This window comes from Tsukamurella spumae, from assembly GCF_012396015.1.
In the GTDB taxonomy this organism is placed as follows: domain Bacteria; phylum Actinomycetota; class Actinomycetes; order Mycobacteriales; family Mycobacteriaceae; genus Tsukamurella; species Tsukamurella spumae.
Genome location: NZ_JAAXOQ010000047.1, coordinates 1 through 18,017, shown reverse-complemented (window position 1 = coordinate 18,017; position 18,017 = coordinate 1). Strand labels below are relative to the sequence as shown.

The window sequence follows — 18,017 nt, the reverse complement described above, 5'->3', positions numbered from 1 at the left end:
TTCACCTACCGAGTGCTTTCTGCTTGAGGAACTGTAGCTCTAGACAAGTCCCAGTTTCCCCTGTTCAGGGAGCACTTCGGTCTATTTGCGCCCAGCGATCCGCAGATCCCCATGAAACACCGGGGTTAACATCGACGACCTTCAATGGGAGTATCTCAGCGGCGACGGCGACTTCCGCTCGCCCGAGGTCACCGCGCTACGGGACGAGGCTGACATCATCGTCACGAATCCACCCTTCAGCCTGTTCCGCGAGTTCATGGGATGGATCGTCAACGGCAAGAAGAACTTCTCGATTGTAGGAAACCAAAACGCCATCTCCTATAAGGAGATCTTTCCGCTCATCGCGGACAACAAACTTTGGAAGGGAGCGACCGCGAACAGTACCGACATGGTCTTCGGCGTCCCCAAGGGTGCCCATGTCTCGGACTCCGACCGCGCCAAGGCCGAGAAGTTGGGGTACCAATCCGACGACAGTTATGACTACACACGTCTCGGTAACAGCTGCTGGTTCACCAACATCGAGCACGGCCGTCGCCACGAACCCATGAAGCTGATGAGCCGCGCCGACAACCTCAAGTTCAGCAAGCCGCTCAACAACAAGGGCGGATACCGCCAATACGACAATTACGACGCACTCGACGTTCCACTGAGCATCGCAATCCCAAGCGACTTCGACGGCGTAATGGGCGTGCCAATCTCCTACCTCGATCGGCACAACCCCGACGAATTCGAGATCGTGGGCATCGCCAAAGCACCTCTCGGCACGCCCAGCAAGACGTACCCGAAGCAGACGCAGATCGGAAAGAACGGTCAGCGCAGTCAGGTCACCAAGCTCAACGACGGTCCCGTCATCCGAGTGGACAAGCCTCCTGCCGACGACACCTATTACGAGGTCGACGGAAATCTCTACATCCAACTCTTCGCCCGAATCCTCATCCGCCGCCGGAGCGCGTCATGAAGACGAAGCTGAAGAGCTACACGGTCGCCGAGATCACCGAGGGCTTTCACTTCAATGAGCTGGAGGGCAAAGGGCTCTACGGACTGGATGGTGCGCTAACGATCCAGCCGGAGTACCAACGGCACTACATCTACGACGACGGCAAGCGTGACAAGGCCGTCATCGAGTCCCTCCTCAAGGGCTACCCCCTGGGACTGATCTACTTCAACGTCGCCGATCCGGCCGCCGGCGCCCTCGAAGTGCTCGACGGCCAGCAGCGCATCACCAGCATCGGGAGGTTCGTGGAGGGCCGCTTCGCTGTCAAGATCAACGGCCGTGAGCAAACATTCGGGTCGTTGCCAAAGGAGTTGCAGAGCACGATCGTCGAGTCGACGCTGTTGGTCTATCACTGCGAGGGCACCGAGGAAGAGATCAAGCAGTGGTTCCAGACGATTAACATCGCAGGCGTCCCGCTCAACAAGCAGGAACTACTCAACGCGATCTACAGTGGCTCCTTTGTCACTGCCGCCAAATCCGTCTACTCGAACTCCGGAAATGCGCACATGACGATGTGGCGCAGCTACGTCAAGGGTGACCCGAAACGCCAAGAGATCCTGGCCGTAGCGCTCGACTGGATAGCCAATCGCGAGGACCTCGACGTCGACGGCTACCTCGCCGCACATCGCCACGACCCCGACTGCGCTCAGATGCAGGCCTACTTCGACGAGATCATTGCGTGGATCAACGCAGTCTTCACAAGGTCGCCCGATCCGCAGATGTGCGGCCGGGACTGGAACCGCCTCTACGAGACCTTCCACGGCTACCACTACAACACCACCAAGGTCGACCAGTTGATCGAGGATCTGCGCGGCGATCCGGCCGTCCATGATTTGCGCGGCATCTACGAGTACGTGCTAGCAAAACTGGCTCCCGGCGTGCATGCGGACACCCGACTCCTTGACGTGCGTCTGTTCGACGCGGGCGTCAAAAGGCAAGCGTACGCAGCACAGACGAAGAAGGCCAAGGCCGCCGGCATATCGAACTGCCCAATGTGTGCGTCCGGCTCAAACGCCAACACCACCAAGATCTACCCAGCAAAGGAGATGGAAGCCGACCACGTGACCGCGTGGAGCAAAGGCGGTGCCTCGACGCTGGCCAACTGCGAGATGCTCTGCGTCCCACACAACCGCGCCAAGGGCAACAGATAGAGCGCCGGAACTAACCCACCAGCGGCTGGAACGAACCCATGAGTGAACGCGTCGTTGTTGACGGGATCGTCTCGACCGGACTCGTGTTCGAGCTTTCCGAGGACCGCCGCAAGGCGACGGTCCGAACGCTCACCCCCGCCAGCGAGCCCATCCTCACCTTCCGGCCGGTCACCAAGCGGACCGCTGCCAGGTTCGCGGTCGGCAACCCAGGCGAGTGCTCCAGCATCTTCCGGGTCTGGGCCAACAAGGACAAGCTCGATGTCTACTCCGCGATCCGTACCTGGAAAGATCTGGCCAAGTTCTCGTTCCACCAGAGCGGGCGCTACATCTTCCACCTGTCGTCGGTCGACCATCCCGGCGCGGAGTGGGTGGTTCGACCCGATCCCGAGAACCGGCGCATCAGCGCGTGGGACCGGCCCGAGCCGTTCGTCCCCGGCTGGACACACCTGATCTCGTACATGGTCCCCACCGAGGACGTTCGACCATGCCCGACCGCAGGATGGGAGGACCCCCAGAAGGTCCGTTGGATCAAGAAGCTGAAGCGGCTCGACACTGTTACCGAGTTCCGAGTCGTGATAGGCGAGGCTGGAGCGCCCCTCATCGACGCAGGTCCCGCCGACTATCTTCTTGACGCCGGCATCGTCGACGGATTCGTGCTCGCCAACGGCAAACTCGTGCTGATCACCATGCACGTCACCCACCTCGACGACACAGGACGTTCGCTGCTGTCGGACCTGCGCACCGGGTGCATGGACCGCGCTCAACGCGACGGATTCGACCTGAACGCAGAGCTCGGTCCACGCTTCGCCGACCACAACATACAGTCCGACGGGCGTCATGCGCTCTGGGACATCGCACCCCTGTAGCCCACAGGACCCCCGTCACCTCATGGTGACGGGGGTCTTTGCCTCACTGCCTGCGTCTTTCAGGCGGTGCAGCCCTCCGACAACGCATCGATGCCCGGGATACCAGCCACAGTCCGGTGGTGCCACGCATCCGCCGGGCCCAGCGTGCCGTGCAGACCAGCGATCGTGATCGTGGTGCCGTCGATCCGACCCCGCTGGCCGAACGCCGCGATCGTGGTGCCGTCCACGTGCGCCTGGCCGACAACCGGGTGGCCCATGCCGAGGCCGTTCGGCACGGGGATCCCGGGTCCCCAGATGTCGTAGCAGCCCGAGGGCAGCGCGACCGGGGCCGCAGCGGCAGTGCCGGTGCCCAGCGCGCCGAGACCGGCGATGGTGGCAGCCCCGGCGAGGGCGACGGCAGCGGTGCGAATGATGTTGGTGTTCATGGGATTGCCTTCTTTCGTGTGTGTTTGATCTGGTGTGCGTCCGGACCGGATGGATGACGACGACCTACTTACTTGCTCGGGACCGCGCTACTCGACGCCGACGCATCACCTCCCTCCGGCTCTGCCTCGACGAGATGGACCAGCGCGACCGAATTCCCCATCACGGCAACGGCTTTGGACGGTTCGCCAGCGATCCCCTGGATCGCCGTCACGCTCGCCTGGCCATCGACCAGGCCCGCGGCGTCGGCCGGGACTTTGCCGGTCGCCGCATACACCCCGGGTTCACCGGGCGCGCAACTCCCCGCGCCGCCGGTGTCCCCGCCAGCCCAGACGCGGTCGCCGGTCACGCGGATCTGATCACCGTCGGTAACCACGTCGGCCTTCCAGAAGCCCGGTCGCTGGGTCTCGGCCTTCTTCTCGGCCCTGGTCAGCGGCACGGTGGTGTAGACGCCCCAGGTGTTCCGGGTCAGCTGGAGCATCGAGATCTTGCCCTGCTGGCCATCGGCATTGGGCGCCGTCGCCGCGATGAATCCACCCGGCAGCGGTGCGGCGCTGAGGACATCGAGCGTGAGCTTCGGTGTGCTCGATCCCGTGGCCATTGCCGCGGCCAGGCCGCCCGAGCAAGCGTCGATCGTGGTGTCGGTGATCTCGTTACGGGCCTCGCTCGACTTGGCCACGACCGACTGGCTGGCCTGCGCGTACTTGCTCGCCGCGCCCGCCTTGATGTCCTCGACGGTGTTCCGGTTACCGATCGAGTGCAGCCCGAACGCCAGTCCTCCGACCACAGCCAGCGCCGCGACGCCCGCACCGATGATGACGAACTTGCCCTTGCTGTTGAGCTTCGCACCCATAACCACCTGGTCGTCGACCAACGCCGTCGCATCGGCGAGCGCCGGCCGCGGCGTGGCCGGGTGGGGTGGCACGTCGTCGACCACGACGTGTCCGAGATCCGCGGGATCGGCAGCCGAGACCGACTGGCGCACGGGCTCGGTGTAACCGGGCTCGACGTCGGGAACGACATCGTCGGGCTCGAAACCGATCTCGTCGGACTCCACGCCAACCTCGTCATCGACGTACTCGACGATCTCGACGTCATCGCCCATGGTCGACGGATCGACTGGGTTGCCGGCCTCGTCGACGTACTCGTACTCAGACATCGGTTTCCTCCTTCTTGACTCGGCGCACGACAACGACCTTCTTGGGCGTGGGTGCAGGTGCAGGCTGAGCGACCGGTGCAGCCACCGGCGGCACGTAAGGGGGGACTCGCGCAGGAGCCGCAGCCTGCTTGAGCGCGTCCGGGTTGTAGATTCCCGCCGCAACGGCGGGCTTCTTGTACCGCTCGTACCAGCTCGGTGCGGCGATCGCACCGCCGACGATGGCCGCAGCGCTGACGGCGAAGACCACGTTGTGGAAGATCCCCAGCGCGGCCAGGACCATCGACCGCAGGACCAAGAATCCGATCGCGTAGCCGAGCGCCAGAGCCGCCATCTGCCACATCTTCCGATCGGCCCGCCACTCGGCGAATTCGGCCGCATACCGCCTTATGTCCGCCGAGAGTCCCGTGAAGTGCCGTTTTCCGCCAGCCGTCTTCGGCTTGGCCAAGACGCCCGCGTCAAGCAGCATCTTGATCATCTGCACGATCATGATGGAGAAGCCCGACGCCGCCATTTCAGCGTAACCCTCCTGCGACACCGCCCAGACGAGACCGCCCACGCCGCCGAAGATGATCACTGTGCCGATCAGATTGATGATCTCGCGGGCACCAGTCGAATTGTCGTTGTTGATGATGATGGGCTGTGGCTGCGTCATTTCTCTCCTCCATTTTTGTTGTGCTGCTTGTCATTCACGTATCCCGGCAGCATGATCACCGCGACCCCGACCACCGCGGCTGCCGCACTGCCGACCCGCCACCAACCGCCCCAGGCGACGCCCGCGACGATGAGCGCGAAGCCTGCGAGCAGCCCGAGCGCGATGCTGAGACCCAGCAACGCGGGGTGGGTGGTCGTCGGCTCGGTCGGCTCGACCGGCTCGGTCACCGGGAGAGGCGGCTCGCCGTGTAGCAGCACGTAAATAGCTCTGGTGCAACTCATTCCGGCGCCTCCGGATCGAGACGGATCTTCACGGCCTCGCGGATCGCCGGCGGTAGGCGATGACTCTCGCCACGGCCCATCAACCACGCGGCCACGGAGCGGTCCTCGCTCGCCCGGTCACTCACCGACCGGTACTCGACGCTTCGGAGGTACACCGCAACCTCGTCAGGCGTGAGCACCGTGCTCACCAGCCGGGCCTGTCGCGGCGGGTGGGCGTCGCTCCATCGGCGCACCGCCCAGCGCACGTCATCAGCCGTGTCACGCACCCAGGCGCGCAGCGTTTTCGATGTCATTTCTTCTCCTCGGGTTCAGTTGTCCAGGTCTTGATCCGGCCCCACACCGACTCCGACGGCGTGGCCGTCCGGGTCCGCTGCGCATCGGCCGGCACGTCGATCTCGACCTCGCTCGGTGCCGTGGTGGTGGTCGTCGTGCGTGTGACCGCCTCCCACCCCCACAGCCAGGCGAGGCGGGCGGCATAGGCCACCCCAAGCGGGACCTGGAGCGCAATCCACCAGGTGACGAAACCGCCCAGGCTCGTCGGGCTGGTCGTCCACAGCAGCACGAGCGCCGTGGCGAGGCCGATGGCCGCCGCCGCACCGCTCAGGTGCCGCCACCGCAGCGGGCCCCAGGCAGGCACGCGCTGGTAGAGGACGGCATAGATCAACCAACCCAGCAACAGGGCCGGTCCGAAGGCGACCAGCCGCACGACCTCGACGAAACCGATCGCCGCCGCACCGCGGACCTTGCGGTCCTTGGCCGCCAGCCGCCGCCCGAGGCGACGCCGCGCACGTTCCTCCGACACCGCGCCGGCTCCGGTGCCCGCTTCGGACCGCAGGCCCCGACGGGCACGCGCTGCGAGCCGTTGCTGACGCAATACCGCGGCCTCGCCGTGGCCGTAGTTGCCCACCCAGTCGGCGCGTTCACGCACGTAGTGCGGCGGAAAGTATTGCGCCAGTGTGGGACTGAGCTGGTCGAGGGCATCGATCACGGCGTCACCGCCACGGAGACCGCCGGGGCCGGGCCGAGGGATTCACACTGGCTGTCCCGGTCACCGCTCATGCCCACGGACACGCCCGCCACAAAGATCACGACCGCGGCCACCGTCTTCCACACCCAGCCGCGCCGCCACAGGCCCGGCTGCGCTGGAGCTTTCGCCATCATCATGGATTTTCCATTCCCGTGCTTTGATTGCTTCGTAACAACTACAACGGTACTATAAGGCAGTAGTAATTACAACCGCATTATAGAACCAGGAGGAGACATGTTCGATGTCGAACGCTGCCGAGGACGAGCAGAAGAGGGTCGCCGTGACCCTGCTTAAGAGCCAGGCCGACACCCTGCGCGTCGAGGCCGGCAAGGCCGGGATCGGCCCGGGGCTGCTCTCTCGCGCCCTGGTCGCCTACGGTCTCGCCCACATCGACGACTCGGGTATCCAGGCCGCCATAGAGGAGGTCAAGGAAGCCGACCGCGAGCGACGCGCCGCGGTAGGCAAGAAGGCCATGCGATCCCGCTGGGGAGATAAGAGTGACCGGGAGAACTCCGAATGAGCCTGTACCGCAAAGACGCTGGTCCTTATGTACCCACGCCGACGCCGTTCGGCGGCCTCATCGACGGGACACCCGCCGTGACCGGCCCGCACCTGCTGGTCAGCGGCCCCAGTGGCGTCGGGAAGTCGCGCCGAGTCCTGGGGCCAGGCATCCTGCGTTGGCAAGGGCCAGTGGCGGCCATCAGTAGTAAGCCAGATTTGATCGAACTCTGCCTGGAGAAGCGCGTCGCATTCGGTGGGCACGGTCGCACTTACGTGCTCGATCTCGGTGGGCAGGTCCCCGACGGGGTCCTGCCCGACGGCGTGGAGCGGGTCGTCCCCGATCCGGTCGCGCTCATCACCTGCGACGACGACGCCATCGACATGGCGAGCCTGCTCATGAAGGCCGGATCGGCCGGCGCTTCCGGCCTGGCCACCGGGGCATCCAGCCCGGAGGGAGCCATGTGGGAGACCCAGTCGACCCCGCCGATGGCCGGCATCCTGCGCGCTGCCGGGGCCGACGGCGTCAGGTGGGCCCGCGCCGCAATGGGCCGGGTCAATCCGCCCGAGTCCGACCCGGACGCCCCGAGCTGGGTCGCGGCCACCCGTCGCCTGGAGGCGATGGGCTCGGACATCCTCGCCGACGAGCTCGTCCAGGCCAGCCTCCTGCCCGAGAAGATGCTGTCCAGCGTGATGATCACGATGAAGCAGGGCGTCGCGCCTTGGATTCGGTCAACCATCGCGGGCGAGCCCGGCACCAAGGTCTTCACCCCGGCACTGCTGGAGCACCCACGAGCGACCTTGTTCATGGTCGCACCGGCCAGCGGCGTCGCCGCGGGCGCAGCAGTGGCCTGCGTGGACGCCATCGGCGAGCACTGGCGGCGCGCCCAGACGGCCCCGGAACCGGTACCCCATCTGCTGATGTGCGTCGACGAGCTGTGCAACACGATGCCGTGGGCTCGGCTGCCGACAGTGGTCACTGAAGCCCGCGGCATGGGCATCGCGGTGCTCGCCGCCATGCAGGGGACCTCGCAGTTCGCCCGCCGCTACGGCAGCGACGGCATGACAGAGCTGCGCGACACCTGGCCCGCCATCCTGTGCCTCACCGGCGCTCCCGAGAAGGAGATCCTCGAAAAGGCGGCATGGGCCCACGGACGCACCGAGTCCGTGAAGATGAGCCGCGACCACGAGGGCAAGCGGTCGGCCAGCACCGAGGTCGGCGACATGCTGCACGGCTCGGATCTGCTCCCGCACGACATCGACCACGGCAGGCTCCTGCGCGGCTCCCGGCCCGCCGATGCGTCCAGTCCCAAAGTCCGCGAGGCCGGTCTGCTGGTCGAGCTGCCCGACATCAGCACGCTCAAGTTCCGTACCCGCGTCAAGGCCAGCTGACCCCGCATACAGAACAGCCCCTGCACCGTAGAGGTGCAGGGGCTGTTCTTCTCTCCGGTTCACCGACCCAAACCGCGGTCCTTGTCCCGTGCCCGCTGCGCGACCAGCTCCTGCTGACGACGCACCATCTCATCGGCGCGGCTCTCCTGACGCTGGGCCGGCGACTGCTGGGCCGACTGTGCCGGTCCACCCTGCTGCTCGCCCTGGGCCACCTGCTCGGCCACCGCCCGGCCCCGGGCCGCCGCCTGTGCCTTGGTGGCGACCCGCTTGGCCGCTTCGGAGTATTCCGGCGTGCCCGCGCCGCCGGCCCGGCGAAGCTCTCGCGGATCGCCGGAGGCCAGCGCCTGCTCCAGCTTCTTCACCCGGCGCTCGTCGAGGCCATCCTGTTCGCGGCGGTCCGCCCTGGCCGTGTCGACCGACGAGGCCTCGCGCTGTTCGCGCTCACGGCGCTCCCGGTCCGGGTCTTCGCGCTGCGTCTGCTCGGTGGCCATGTCCTCTTCCTCTCACTTTGTTGCCCTGCGTCTCAGGGCAATCGCTTCCGTTGGATCAAAATCGGCCATCGGGTCTCCGGTATCCCGGGATCGTCGTGATGCGTCTCGCACGCCTTGCGCGTGTCGTGGAAGATCGGCGTCCCGTAGCCGCTCGACTTCACACTGAAGGTCAGCTCGTAGGCTGCCGGTGCATCGCACCAATGACACGTGCCTCTGCGCTCGGCCATGAGCTCGGCCACAGGGTCCCCAGCGGGCCGAAGACCAGTAGCATCGTCACCCCAGATGCTCATCGCTCGTCCTCGATCAATCGCTGGTATCGACGGGTCAGCGCGAGTCCCAGCCGGTATACGGCCCACACGACCCCCACCGTCATCGCGGCCATCGTGACGATGATCAGCACGCGGGTACCGATCGACTCCGTGGTGGAAAACTCGATCCAGATCCACCGGGTCACCGGCCCGACGCCGAGGATCTCTGACAGCGGCACCAGAAACACCATGACCATGGCCAGGGCCGCGGCGAAGGGCACCATCGCCGCTGCGGCACGCATGGCGTGCGATAGCTTGAGCGCACCTTGGGTGCGCTCCTCCACGGCCCGCAGCTCGGCGATCACCGCGGCAGCCTCAGTCGCCGTAGCCATGGTCGCCGTCTCGGCCCCTGCCGGGTTCGGCCCGTCGACGGACCGCTGCCCTCTCGAGGCTTGAGACAAGCCCCTTACCACCTGGGACAGATCGTCCAGTTTCTCGCTCTGGGCTCGGACGCTCCTGACCACCTCGTGCACCCGCTCCAGCGCCTCGCCCATCGGCCCCAACGTCTCGTGCAGTCGATCCACGGTCGCGGCCAGGTCCGCGATCTGTTGATGCAGATCGCTCATCTCGCTGGAGGCGCTCGATGTGTTCGAGGGCGCGGAGTCGCTGGGCTGACTGCGCGGCTCGCCGCGCAGCCGTGCTGCCCTCGCTTCCGCGGCGGGCGTCGCCGCGGTCGGCGCTTCTGTTGTCATTGATTCTCTCCTTCTCCTTCTCCCGTTCCGACCGGCCCATCACCCGAACGAGCGTGTACTCGCCCCCCAAGTGCTCCGGGGCGCACGCGACCCGGCCCTGCGGCGTCATCACCGCCGCCTCATCGCCACCCAGAGCGACGCCACGCTCGGCCATGCCGACGGCCAGGTCGACGCGAGAGCTGACCGCCGGATCGTCGACCAGTGCGTCGAGTCGCTCGCGCATCGCATCCTCAAATGTCGCCCCGGCGTACTCCGGGTGCCGCACCGCGGCGGCGTCGTCGATGGGCTTGGTGCGGGCTGATGCGGTCACCCCGGCGTGGCCGCCGTGGCCGAGCTGACGCTCTTCCACCCCGGCCCGGGTGTACGCGTTGCCGAGCTTGCGGGCGCGGGCCTTGTGCTCGGTGCCCTCGTCGTCGCGCCAGGCATACGACGCGCCACTCTTACCGTGGGTCTTCACCTCGATGTCATCGGTCGCGGCGTGCGCGACGTACTCGTCCCAATCGCGAGACCCGGCCACCGCGGCGTCCAGACGTTCGCGGATCTGATCGTGAGTGCTGTATCCCACCCTGACCCGCTGGGACACGTCCTCGCGGGTGACTTCCGCCGTCGGGCGACAGGCACGCACGTAGGCGCGGTTGTCGTAGCCGAGCTTCTCCAGCACCACTTCGTCGGTGATCGCCCGCACGCGGGCGATATTTCTCATCGACCCGTCGACCGCACGGCCGGCCCGATAGCGCCGGGTGCGCACAACACCGCCCTTGCCGGCGAAAGACACCTCAGCTGAGCGCTCGCTGACGTGCGCGATCTGGACGTGGGTGTGCCACTTACCCGGCACCCACTGGCGGTCGGCACCCTCGCCCTCCCATCGTCCGTTGTCCCGCTGCGTGACCCCCTTAACCATGCGTCCGGGAAAGGCCCGCTCGGCGATGGCCATGCTGACCCGATGGCACTCGGCACCGGCCACCTCGTCGTCGATGGCGGCCTCCTCGTTGGACCACGAGATGACCATGTGCCACGTCGTGTGCTTCAAGTCGGACTTGCCGTGGGCCTGTTGGTTGCGGATCACATCGGCCACAAACGTCTCCGGCGAGGTGTTACCGCGAGTCGAGACGTACTCGACCCGCGTGCCGAAGCCATGAGCCTCGCCCGCGTCCTTGGCCGCGTGCGAGGAGATGTAGTCATCCAGCGCCCGGGCGTCTCCGGCGGGCGACAGCACCGTCACCGCCATCCGGTCACCGCCATACTCGACGCAATACTCACGGGGCCACCGCCGTCACCGCGTCGGCCATCCGGTCGAGCGCCCGGGACCACCCCTCGACCACCGTCGCCAACGCCGCGATCGTCTCGGTGATCGACACCGGAAGCTCCCTGTACGTGTGCACGAACTTGGTGAGTTGATTGACGTTGTTGCCTTGGGCGCGAGCCTCCAGCGACTGCTCGCCCAGCGCGTTGCGGATCGCGCACAGTAGCTCGACGACGTCCGGGTCGAGGACCGCCGCCGGGGCCGTTGGCACCGTCTCCGGCACCTCCATCGCCAGCCCAGCGGCGGTGAATTTCCGCAACAGATCCGCGGCCGGCACGCCGGTCTGAAACGCCATCGACTCCAGCTCCTCCGTCATGCCCTCGGCGGGGCGGAACGACAGCGGAGCCTCGCGCCGCCGGGGCGGCGCGAACCCGGGCTCGATCCGCTCGGCCACCGCGCACCACCGCCGCACGGTCCTCGGATCGAACCCGACAGCGCGGCCGATGGCCGCAAAGGCGACGCCGTCGGCGCGCATCGCCAGTGCCTTCGGCACGGCGCGGTGGACCCGGGGCTGGTGCCGGCCATGGGCCGTCCCCAGGTCCCGGATCACGCCGGCGGCCAACGCCTCCAGGTCCACGTCCGTGTCCCTGTCGTCGCCGTCCACCACCGTGATCACCGCCCCTTAATGTCGTTGTATCTACAACGACCATACGGGGCGGCGGTCCACGACGCAACAGACGGGGACGCGACGATGTCGCGGGGTGCGGTCCAGGGCGAGCATCACCCTTGGTAGACACACGGGGCATTCGCCCCGTGTGTCTACCACCCTCGCTGCGCTCGGGACGGGCTTGTCGCCAAGGGGCGCTGCGCGCCCCCTGGACCCCCTGGCCACAGGACCACCGGCCGCGATGCGGCCGGGAGCGAACCGTCGCCGGAACAGCGCCGCGACGGGATGTGGCCGGCTCCCCGGGGGAGCCGCGACGGTCGGTGGACCCCGGCTCACCGGGGCCGGCACGGCTCCGGTGAGCCGAGCCCGGCCGGGGCTCGGGACATGCCCCGGCCCCGGCGTATCGGACCGCGGCGGGCATCCCCGGGACAGCAGGCGTTCGGGTCCGGATCACCGCGACCCCTGGCATCCCCGGACGCCGCACGCGGCGCCGGGTACGCCACTCGGCGGGCGCCACCCGCAAGCGGGCGGCTGGCCTCGTGGGGCCCACACAGCGGGCTGTCCGGCGGCGGGATCGGGCAGGCGCGCCAGCGCGCCGGCCACCCGCCTCCGTGGGCAGCGATGGCTGGCCACCGGGCCGGTCCCGCGACGGTGATCGACCACCCCGGCACGGTCGGGGCGGACGCCGGATGGGTCGGGTGAAATGGCCCTCGATGGCATGGCGCGGCACAGCCGGTGGAGGCTTGTGCACCGGTGCGTGCCGTGCGCGGCCCCGTGCGGGCCGATGTCGTCGAGGATGGCCAGCTCATCGGACCGCCCGTAAAACCATTACCCCCGTGGACAACTCACCGTCTCAGGACGCAACTTCGCCGCTTCATCACCCCCGATCGGCTGCCTTATCGCCTTCGATTGACGGCGTACTTGAGGCATTAACGTGGCACTTTTGCGGCTGAGGTAACCCTTGGGCCTCCGATTGACGGCCTTGCAGCGTCACAACACGGCCCATGTGGAGGCCATGTTGCGGCTTAGGGCACCCTACGACGCAAGATCGCCGCATGATCGCCTCCGATAGCGGCTCAATTCGCCGCTCCATCGCCTCTGATTGGAGGCTGAGGGCACCCTTCGGACGCAAGCAGGAGGCGTTGTCGAGGCGTTGTCGCCTCCGATCGGAGGCTGAGGGTGACCTTCCGACGCAATATTGCGGCGTTGTCGAGGCGTTGTCGCCTCCGGTAACGGCCCGTTTCGCCGCCACAACGCCTCTGATGGAGGCTCTCGGTTACCGAAAGGCTCTGGAGCGCAATGGAAAACACCCCCGCACCGGGCCGGTGCGGGGGTGTTTCGTGCAGTGTTCGTCCGATGGTCCTCAGACAAGATGAGATGACATGAGGATGCAGATCAGCCGTCGCCCTCGGGTTGCCGCGGGACACCGGCACCGTCGAGATCGACGCCGGCGATGAGGTTCTCATCGGTGTTCCGGTGACGCAGCACCTCGATACCGCGATCGTTCAGCGCGGCCGCAACGACGCCGGTGGTGGCCATGTGCTGCGCCCAGAAGGCCGCTACCGATGGGTCCGCTGCCGGATCACCCGACGCGGCCAAGCGAAGCTCGCGCCTGAACTCCTCGGGGCCCAACGATCCCTTTCGGCTTTGCCCTCGGCGCTGTTGGCGATTCATGGTTCGTTCCTTCCTGTTCCTTGGCCGACACTGAACTCCGGCGGGATGGCACCGCTCCGGTCGAGCCACGCCGCAAACGAGTTGATCTCGGCCGCAGTGATCGGCGATGCCGTGAACGCAACGTCCTCGGGGGCCTCAACTCGCGGCAGCAATGTCGGGGACATCGTCGGCAACGGCGGCAGATCCCGCACCAAACACGACGTTCGCGGTGGCAGCGGGATCGACCTCGGCGACCGAGCGGCGCAGGGGACAACGCTGTGCCGACCCCACCGCGCAACACGCTCATCACCGGCTACCTGCTCGTAGTAGGACGTGCTGACACCGGTATCACGCTCTTCCATCCAGGATCGGCCGAGATCGCCGAACGCCTCATCGACCAGAGGTGCGCCGACGCCGGACCACGAGGTCATCGACTTCTGCTTGCGCTCCCGACGGCCACCGGTATGACGCTCCTCGCGCCATACACCGCCCTTGAGCGCCTCCTCGACCAAGCGGTCGCTGAAGTTGCGGAGCGACTCAACGGCGGCCGACGTTCCCCGTTTGGCGCGGGACTCCGCCCGGTGCAAGTCGTAGAGCATCTCCAGCGGAAGATAGTCCAAGCAGCTCGCCGTGAACTGCGGCTCGACTCGCCGCCAGAAGTCAATGATCGGGTCGTTGTCCTCGCGGTAGTCCTCCAGCCCCTGCGCAACCTCGTCGGGCACGCTGAACTCGGTGATCGGCCCGATCACCTTGAGCGCTTGCCAGACAAACCATTCGCGCACTTCGGGCCGCTTCACGTAGTCGGCCTTGATCAGCGGATTCTTGACGATCTCGGTGCTGCCGTCGGACATGAACCGATTCCCGAACGGGACGATATGCAGGCGGCGCAACACAGCCTCGGTCTTGTCCTTGAACTTCGGCTTTTTGTTGATCGAGAACACCATCCCAACGAACAGCTTGACCGTGAGTGCATCCCGGTGCTTGCGGTTGATCTCGATCGGATCATGCGAGGTGGTCTGCTTAAACGCAGCCGACGACGACAGAAAAGCCCCCGTCTCGGACTCATCGCACAGATTGGCCGCCGCGTGCAGCATCGATGCCAGGGCGAAGTTCACGTCCTTGGTGCCAAATCGGTCCAACGGCACAGACGCGCACCGCAGGCCCTTCGGTCCGCCGATGACGCCACGGTGCAGCGCCAGCATCGTGCCCTTTCCGTTGTTACCGCTTTGCGAGTCGTAGAGCACCACCTTGTCGTCCGAGAACGCCCGGACCCGAAGCAGGTAGTTGTTGACCTCGTGGATCTGACGCGCCAGCTCCGGCGTCCCCATCGTCTCGAGTAGCCAAGAGTCAGGGTCCCACCAGCTGCCGTCCGGATTCTGGATCCGCGGCAACTCCGGCTCGGTCTCCGGCAGGCGCGTCCGCGCCTTGGCCATGTACACGACCTCAGGCGCGTACGGCAACCGCTCGCCCGTCGACATCCGGTAGATGCAGTCGTCCAACGGAACCAGATCAGGATCGTCGCACTGGTACCGCACCGGAGCCAGATCCCGGATCGCGGCAACCGATTCCGCGATCCACTTCGTCCCCGAGTCGTAGACCATCGAGCGCAGGAACACCGTCAGCAGGTTTGTCTCGCCCGAGCACTCTTCGTACAGACCCTCGACGTCGTCGTACACGCCGATCATCGCGGTGCTGCGCAGATCCTGTGACTCCGTGGCCGGGATGAGCGCAACATCGAGGTACAGCATCGCCACGTCCGCGGCCTGTCGCGGACGGATCACCCGCAGGGGCCGCAGCTTCTCGCCGACCTCGACGGCCCACGCCGCCGCCTCTGCGTTGCTGCGGCTCAGCACCAGCGCCGCGGCGCTGGCTGGCGACGGCAGGTCGCCGGCATTCCTCAGTTCTGCCAGCGCCTGGGCGGTTCCCCGCTTGAGCGCTTCGTCATATGTTGACGGCTCGACTGACTCCGGCACCTCCGGCTCAGGCTCGAATCCAATTTCATCACGCTCGACCGGCAGCTCGACATCATCGATCACCTCGTCATACACTGTCATTGACAAACCTTTCTCATTTGGTCGTGATGAGGTTGTTGAGCGCCGTTCCTTCGCCAGAGGGATGGCGCTCTTTCTTTCCTACGCAGCAGATGCCGGAATGCGATAGCGCCCGCCGGGCACCAGCTGTTCGGCGCCCGGGATCAGACCAGCCTTCAAATACCGGTACACCGTCCACTTACTTCGCCGCTTCACCGCCGCGTACTCGTCGACCGTCAGCCATTCCGTCACTGACACTGGTGTCGATTCGGTTACCACTGCTCCCATTTCTCGTCCCTCATCTCGATGCCTATCCATGCCTACAGACTCCACTAAACGCTCACACAGCGCAACCACCTACAGCGCGAAACGCGCAGCTCAGAGGGCGTTTCAATCGATCACGAGTAATGGAAATGCACTCACACAAAGCCGCCTTTACAGGTCTCCATCAGCACCTTCTTCGCGGGCCGAGTATTTTCTGAACAAAGGCAAACATGTGCGGTATGACGGCTCTTCAAGGTTGAGCGGGCAATGCCTGGTCAGCGGACCGGCGTGTCGGTGACGTAAGGCGCCCCTGGTCTCCGGAAATCTGGATGTTGCGAAGCATTCAAGATTTCGGTGAGGAGTACCAGGGGCATGGTCGATGCTACGTCGTCGTTGTTGTTGGGTTTGGAAGGACTCGAGGTTGCCGCGGTGTCGCGGCAGGGCAGGACGCGGGTGGTCGATGTGGTGACCGCCGATCCTGAAGCGGCCCGGTGCCCGGACTGTCGGACGATTTCGACGTCGGTGAAAGATCACGCAGTCACCCGACCCCGTGATATCGGCTACGGTGACGATCCAATCCTGTTGCGGTGGAACAAGACCCGATACCGATGCGTCAACCCGAACTGTGAGCGTGCCACCTTCACCGAATCGATCCCGCAGGTGCCACCACACCGCCGGACCACGACCCGATTGCGCACCCAGATTGGCCGTGCCGTCGGGGACGCGGCCCGCTCGGTGGTCGAGGTCGCCGCCGGAGTCGGCGTGTCGTGGCCGACCGCGCACGCCGCGTTCGTCGAGCACGCCGACCGGGTGTTGGGCACGCCGCGACCGGTGCAGGTGCTCGGGATCGACGAGACCCGCCGTGGCAAGCCCCGCTGGGTCCGTGACGCCGACGGACGCCGCTGGGTGCGTGTGGATCCGTGGGACACCGGGTTCGTCGATCTCGGTGGCGATCAGGGCCTCCTCGGCCAAGTCGAGGGCCGCACCAGCAAGGCCGTCACCGACTGGCTGACCGCCCAATCCGAGCAGTTCCGCGATCAGATCACCCACGTGGTGATCGATCCGTCGGCCGCCTACGCGGCCGCGGTCACCGACGCACTGTTGCCCAACGCGCAGGTGGTGGTCGATCATTTTCACCTGGTCAAGCTGGCCAACGACATGGTCACCGGCGTGCGCCGGCGGGTCACCTTCGACGCCCATGGCCGCCGTGGACGCAAGCAGGATCCGGAGTGGGCCAACCGTCGGCGACTGCTCAGTGCGCGAGAACGGCTGTCGGACAGGTCATTTGCGAAGATGTGGAATGCGCTGTTCGACCATGATCCCAGCGGCCAGATCCTGACCGCCTACATCGCGAAAGAGGAACTACGGCAACTACTTTCCGCTGCACGAGACGGGGCTGACGACGGCGAGATCCGCCGCCGACTCTACCGCTTCTACCGATGGTGTGCTGACGCCGACATTCCCGAGATTACCCGGCTCGCGAGCACGATCGAGACGTGGTGGCCAGCGATCCTGGCGTTCCTGCACACTGGGCTGACCAACGCCCGCACCGAGGGCTACAACCGCCTGGTCAAACAGGTCAAACGCGTGGCCTGCGGGTTCCGCAACACCGAGAACTCACGGCGCCGGATACGATTCCACTGCACCCGCGCCCAGCGGGCCAGCATCCAGCAATTCCACTGCTGAACGGAATTGCCCGCTCAACTTCGAAGAGCCGGTATGACGCTCAACCAACACCGCAAGCCTGCGGTTGTGATTCAGAGATCCCTCGACGACCGCGTGTAGGGATGTAGGGACACGTCTTGATCCCTACAGGTGCCCCTACAAGGAATAAACTCAGCTCACGCCGGTAATTCAGCACCCTATGTAGGGATGTAGGGACGATCGAACGAAAATGTTCATACATGCACACAGCCAGAAGATCGAGGTGTTCTCTCCTGCATTATTTTCTTGAAAAGATCCCTACATCCCTACATTCAGGCCTAAAAACATGCTTTGAGCTGGATGTTCACCGTGTAGGGGCACCTGTAGGGACAGATTTCAATCCCTACATCCCTACACGCGTCGTTGACCACGCGACCTTCACAACCCGTCGACGGCCGCTCGAACACCACCCCATCCATCTCGTGACCAAGAACCATGGGTGAGCAACTGGTCGAGCGATCCGACAGCTCCGGTCCCTGGTCGCGGTGGAAACACGAGGTGTTGGCAACGCGTTCGATGGCC

The 18,017-nt window shown here is 65.8% G+C and carries 21 protein-coding genes; 6 read left to right on the top strand and 15 right to left on the bottom strand.

The genetic code is table 11. The annotated features are described in order from the left end of the window. The first annotated feature begins 130 nt into the window (after positions 1–130). The 3 genes from HF999_RS21225 to HF999_RS21215 are packed head-to-tail and all read left to right on the top strand — an operon-like array spanning position 131 to position 3,011. Complete coding sequence (locus tag HF999_RS21225) at positions 131–958, top strand: adenine-specific methyltransferase EcoRI family protein (protein WP_312854229.1); 828 nt, start codon at positions 131–133, stop codon at positions 956–958. Then, complete coding sequence (locus HF999_RS21220; RefSeq protein WP_168547786.1) at positions 955–2,145, top strand: HNH endonuclease family protein; 1,191 nt, start codon at positions 955–957, stop codon at positions 2,143–2,145. Before HF999_RS21225 ends, HF999_RS21220 begins: the two co-directional genes overlap by 4 nt. A gap of 38 nt (positions 2,146–2,183) precedes the next feature. Continuing rightward, the gene (locus tag HF999_RS21215; RefSeq protein WP_168547785.1) at positions 2,184–3,011 is read left to right on the top strand and encodes a hypothetical protein; all 828 of its coding nucleotides are present in this window, start codon (positions 2,184–2,186) and stop codon (positions 3,009–3,011) included. Positions 3,012–3,070: 59 nt separating this feature from the next. Here the strand turns inward: HF999_RS21215 and HF999_RS21210 are convergent, their stop codons facing one another. The 7 genes from HF999_RS21210 to HF999_RS21180 form a co-directional block, all read right to left on the bottom strand. Next, a complete protein-coding gene (locus HF999_RS21210; RefSeq protein ID WP_168547784.1) occupies positions 3,071–3,436 on the bottom strand; it encodes a hypothetical protein in 366 nt (121 codons plus the stop codon). A gap of 68 nt (positions 3,437–3,504) precedes the next feature. Beyond that, a complete protein-coding gene (locus HF999_RS21205) occupies positions 3,505–4,593 on the bottom strand; it encodes a hypothetical protein (RefSeq protein WP_168547783.1) in 1,089 nt (362 codons plus the stop codon). Further along, positions 4,586–5,245, bottom strand: coding sequence for a hypothetical protein (locus tag HF999_RS21200; RefSeq protein ID WP_168547782.1), 660 nt, complete (start codon positions 5,243–5,245; stop codon positions 4,586–4,588). The genes HF999_RS21205 and HF999_RS21200 overlap by 8 nt, the downstream gene beginning before the upstream one ends. After that, the gene (locus tag HF999_RS21195; RefSeq protein WP_168547781.1) at positions 5,242–5,472 is read right to left on the bottom strand and encodes a DUF3040 domain-containing protein; all 231 of its coding nucleotides are present in this window, start codon (positions 5,470–5,472) and stop codon (positions 5,242–5,244) included. Before HF999_RS21195 ends, HF999_RS21200 begins: the two co-directional genes overlap by 4 nt. Positions 5,473–5,522: 50 nt before the next feature. Continuing rightward, positions 5,523–5,819: a hypothetical protein gene (locus HF999_RS21190; protein ID WP_168547780.1), complete on the bottom strand. Its 297-nt coding sequence runs from the start codon at positions 5,817–5,819 to the stop codon at positions 5,523–5,525. Beyond that, on the bottom strand, positions 5,816–6,514 hold the full coding sequence (locus tag HF999_RS21185; protein WP_168547779.1) for a hypothetical protein: 699 nt from the start codon (positions 6,512–6,514) through the stop codon (positions 5,816–5,818). The genes HF999_RS21190 and HF999_RS21185 overlap by 4 nt, the downstream gene beginning before the upstream one ends. Next, positions 6,511–6,684: a hypothetical protein gene (locus tag HF999_RS21180; RefSeq protein ID WP_168547778.1), complete on the bottom strand. Its 174-nt coding sequence runs from the start codon at positions 6,682–6,684 to the stop codon at positions 6,511–6,513. The genes HF999_RS21185 and HF999_RS21180 overlap by 4 nt, the downstream gene beginning before the upstream one ends. A gap of 110 nt (positions 6,685–6,794) precedes the next feature. On the opposite strand from HF999_RS21180, the gene HF999_RS21175 reads away from it, so the two are divergent. Beyond that, positions 6,795–7,073, top strand: coding sequence for a hypothetical protein (locus tag HF999_RS21175; RefSeq protein WP_168547777.1), 279 nt, complete (start codon positions 6,795–6,797; stop codon positions 7,071–7,073). Positions 7,074–7,270: 197 nt separating this feature from the next. Beyond that, on the top strand, positions 7,271–8,443 hold the full coding sequence (locus tag HF999_RS21170; protein WP_168547776.1) for a TraM recognition domain-containing protein: 1,173 nt from the start codon (positions 7,271–7,273) through the stop codon (positions 8,441–8,443). A gap of 59 nt (positions 8,444–8,502) precedes the next feature. Here HF999_RS21170 and HF999_RS21165 read toward each other — a convergent pair whose 3' ends face one another. The 7 genes from HF999_RS21165 to HF999_RS21135 all read right to left on the bottom strand — a co-directional run bounded on the left by HF999_RS21165 (position 8,503) and on the right by HF999_RS21135 (position 15,779). Then, a complete protein-coding gene (locus tag HF999_RS21165; protein WP_168547775.1) occupies positions 8,503–8,934 on the bottom strand; it encodes a hypothetical protein in 432 nt (143 codons plus the stop codon). A 286-nt stretch (positions 8,935–9,220) separates the two neighbouring features. Continuing rightward, positions 9,221–9,547 (bottom strand): hypothetical protein, encoded by a 327-nt coding sequence (locus HF999_RS21160; protein ID WP_168547774.1) that lies wholly within the window; start codon positions 9,545–9,547, stop codon positions 9,221–9,223. Between the two features lie 10 nt (positions 9,548–9,557). Further along, positions 9,558–11,162, bottom strand: coding sequence for a hypothetical protein (locus HF999_RS21155; protein WP_168547773.1), 1,605 nt, complete (start codon positions 11,160–11,162; stop codon positions 9,558–9,560). Between the two features lie 28 nt (positions 11,163–11,190). After that, entirely contained in the window at positions 11,191–11,844 is a 654-nt protein-coding gene (locus tag HF999_RS21150) for a MobC family plasmid mobilization relaxosome protein (RefSeq protein ID WP_168547772.1), read from the bottom strand. 1,395 nt (positions 11,845–13,239) lie between these two features. Then, complete coding sequence (locus HF999_RS21145) at positions 13,240–13,518, bottom strand: hypothetical protein (RefSeq protein WP_168547771.1); 279 nt, start codon at positions 13,516–13,518, stop codon at positions 13,240–13,242. Then, positions 13,515–15,551, bottom strand: a complete 2,037-nt coding sequence (locus HF999_RS21140; RefSeq protein WP_168547770.1) for a DUF5906 domain-containing protein — start codon at positions 15,549–15,551, stop codon at positions 13,515–13,517. The genes HF999_RS21145 and HF999_RS21140 overlap by 4 nt, the downstream gene beginning before the upstream one ends. Positions 15,552–15,629: 78 nt before the next feature. Continuing rightward, complete coding sequence (locus HF999_RS21135) at positions 15,630–15,779, bottom strand: helix-turn-helix domain-containing protein (RefSeq protein ID WP_168547769.1); 150 nt, start codon at positions 15,777–15,779, stop codon at positions 15,630–15,632. A gap of 384 nt (positions 15,780–16,163) precedes the next feature. Here HF999_RS21135 and HF999_RS21130 point away from each other — a divergent pair, with 384 nt between their 5' ends. Next, on the top strand, positions 16,164–17,477 hold the full coding sequence (locus tag HF999_RS21130) for an ISL3 family transposase (protein WP_168547768.1): 1,314 nt from the start codon (positions 16,164–16,166) through the stop codon (positions 17,475–17,477). 296 nt (positions 17,478–17,773) lie between these two features. Here the strand turns inward: HF999_RS21130 and HF999_RS22240 are convergent. Next, a partial coding sequence (locus HF999_RS22240) for a hypothetical protein (RefSeq protein WP_210734034.1) occupies positions 17,774–18,017 on the bottom strand: 244 nt, incomplete at its 5' end.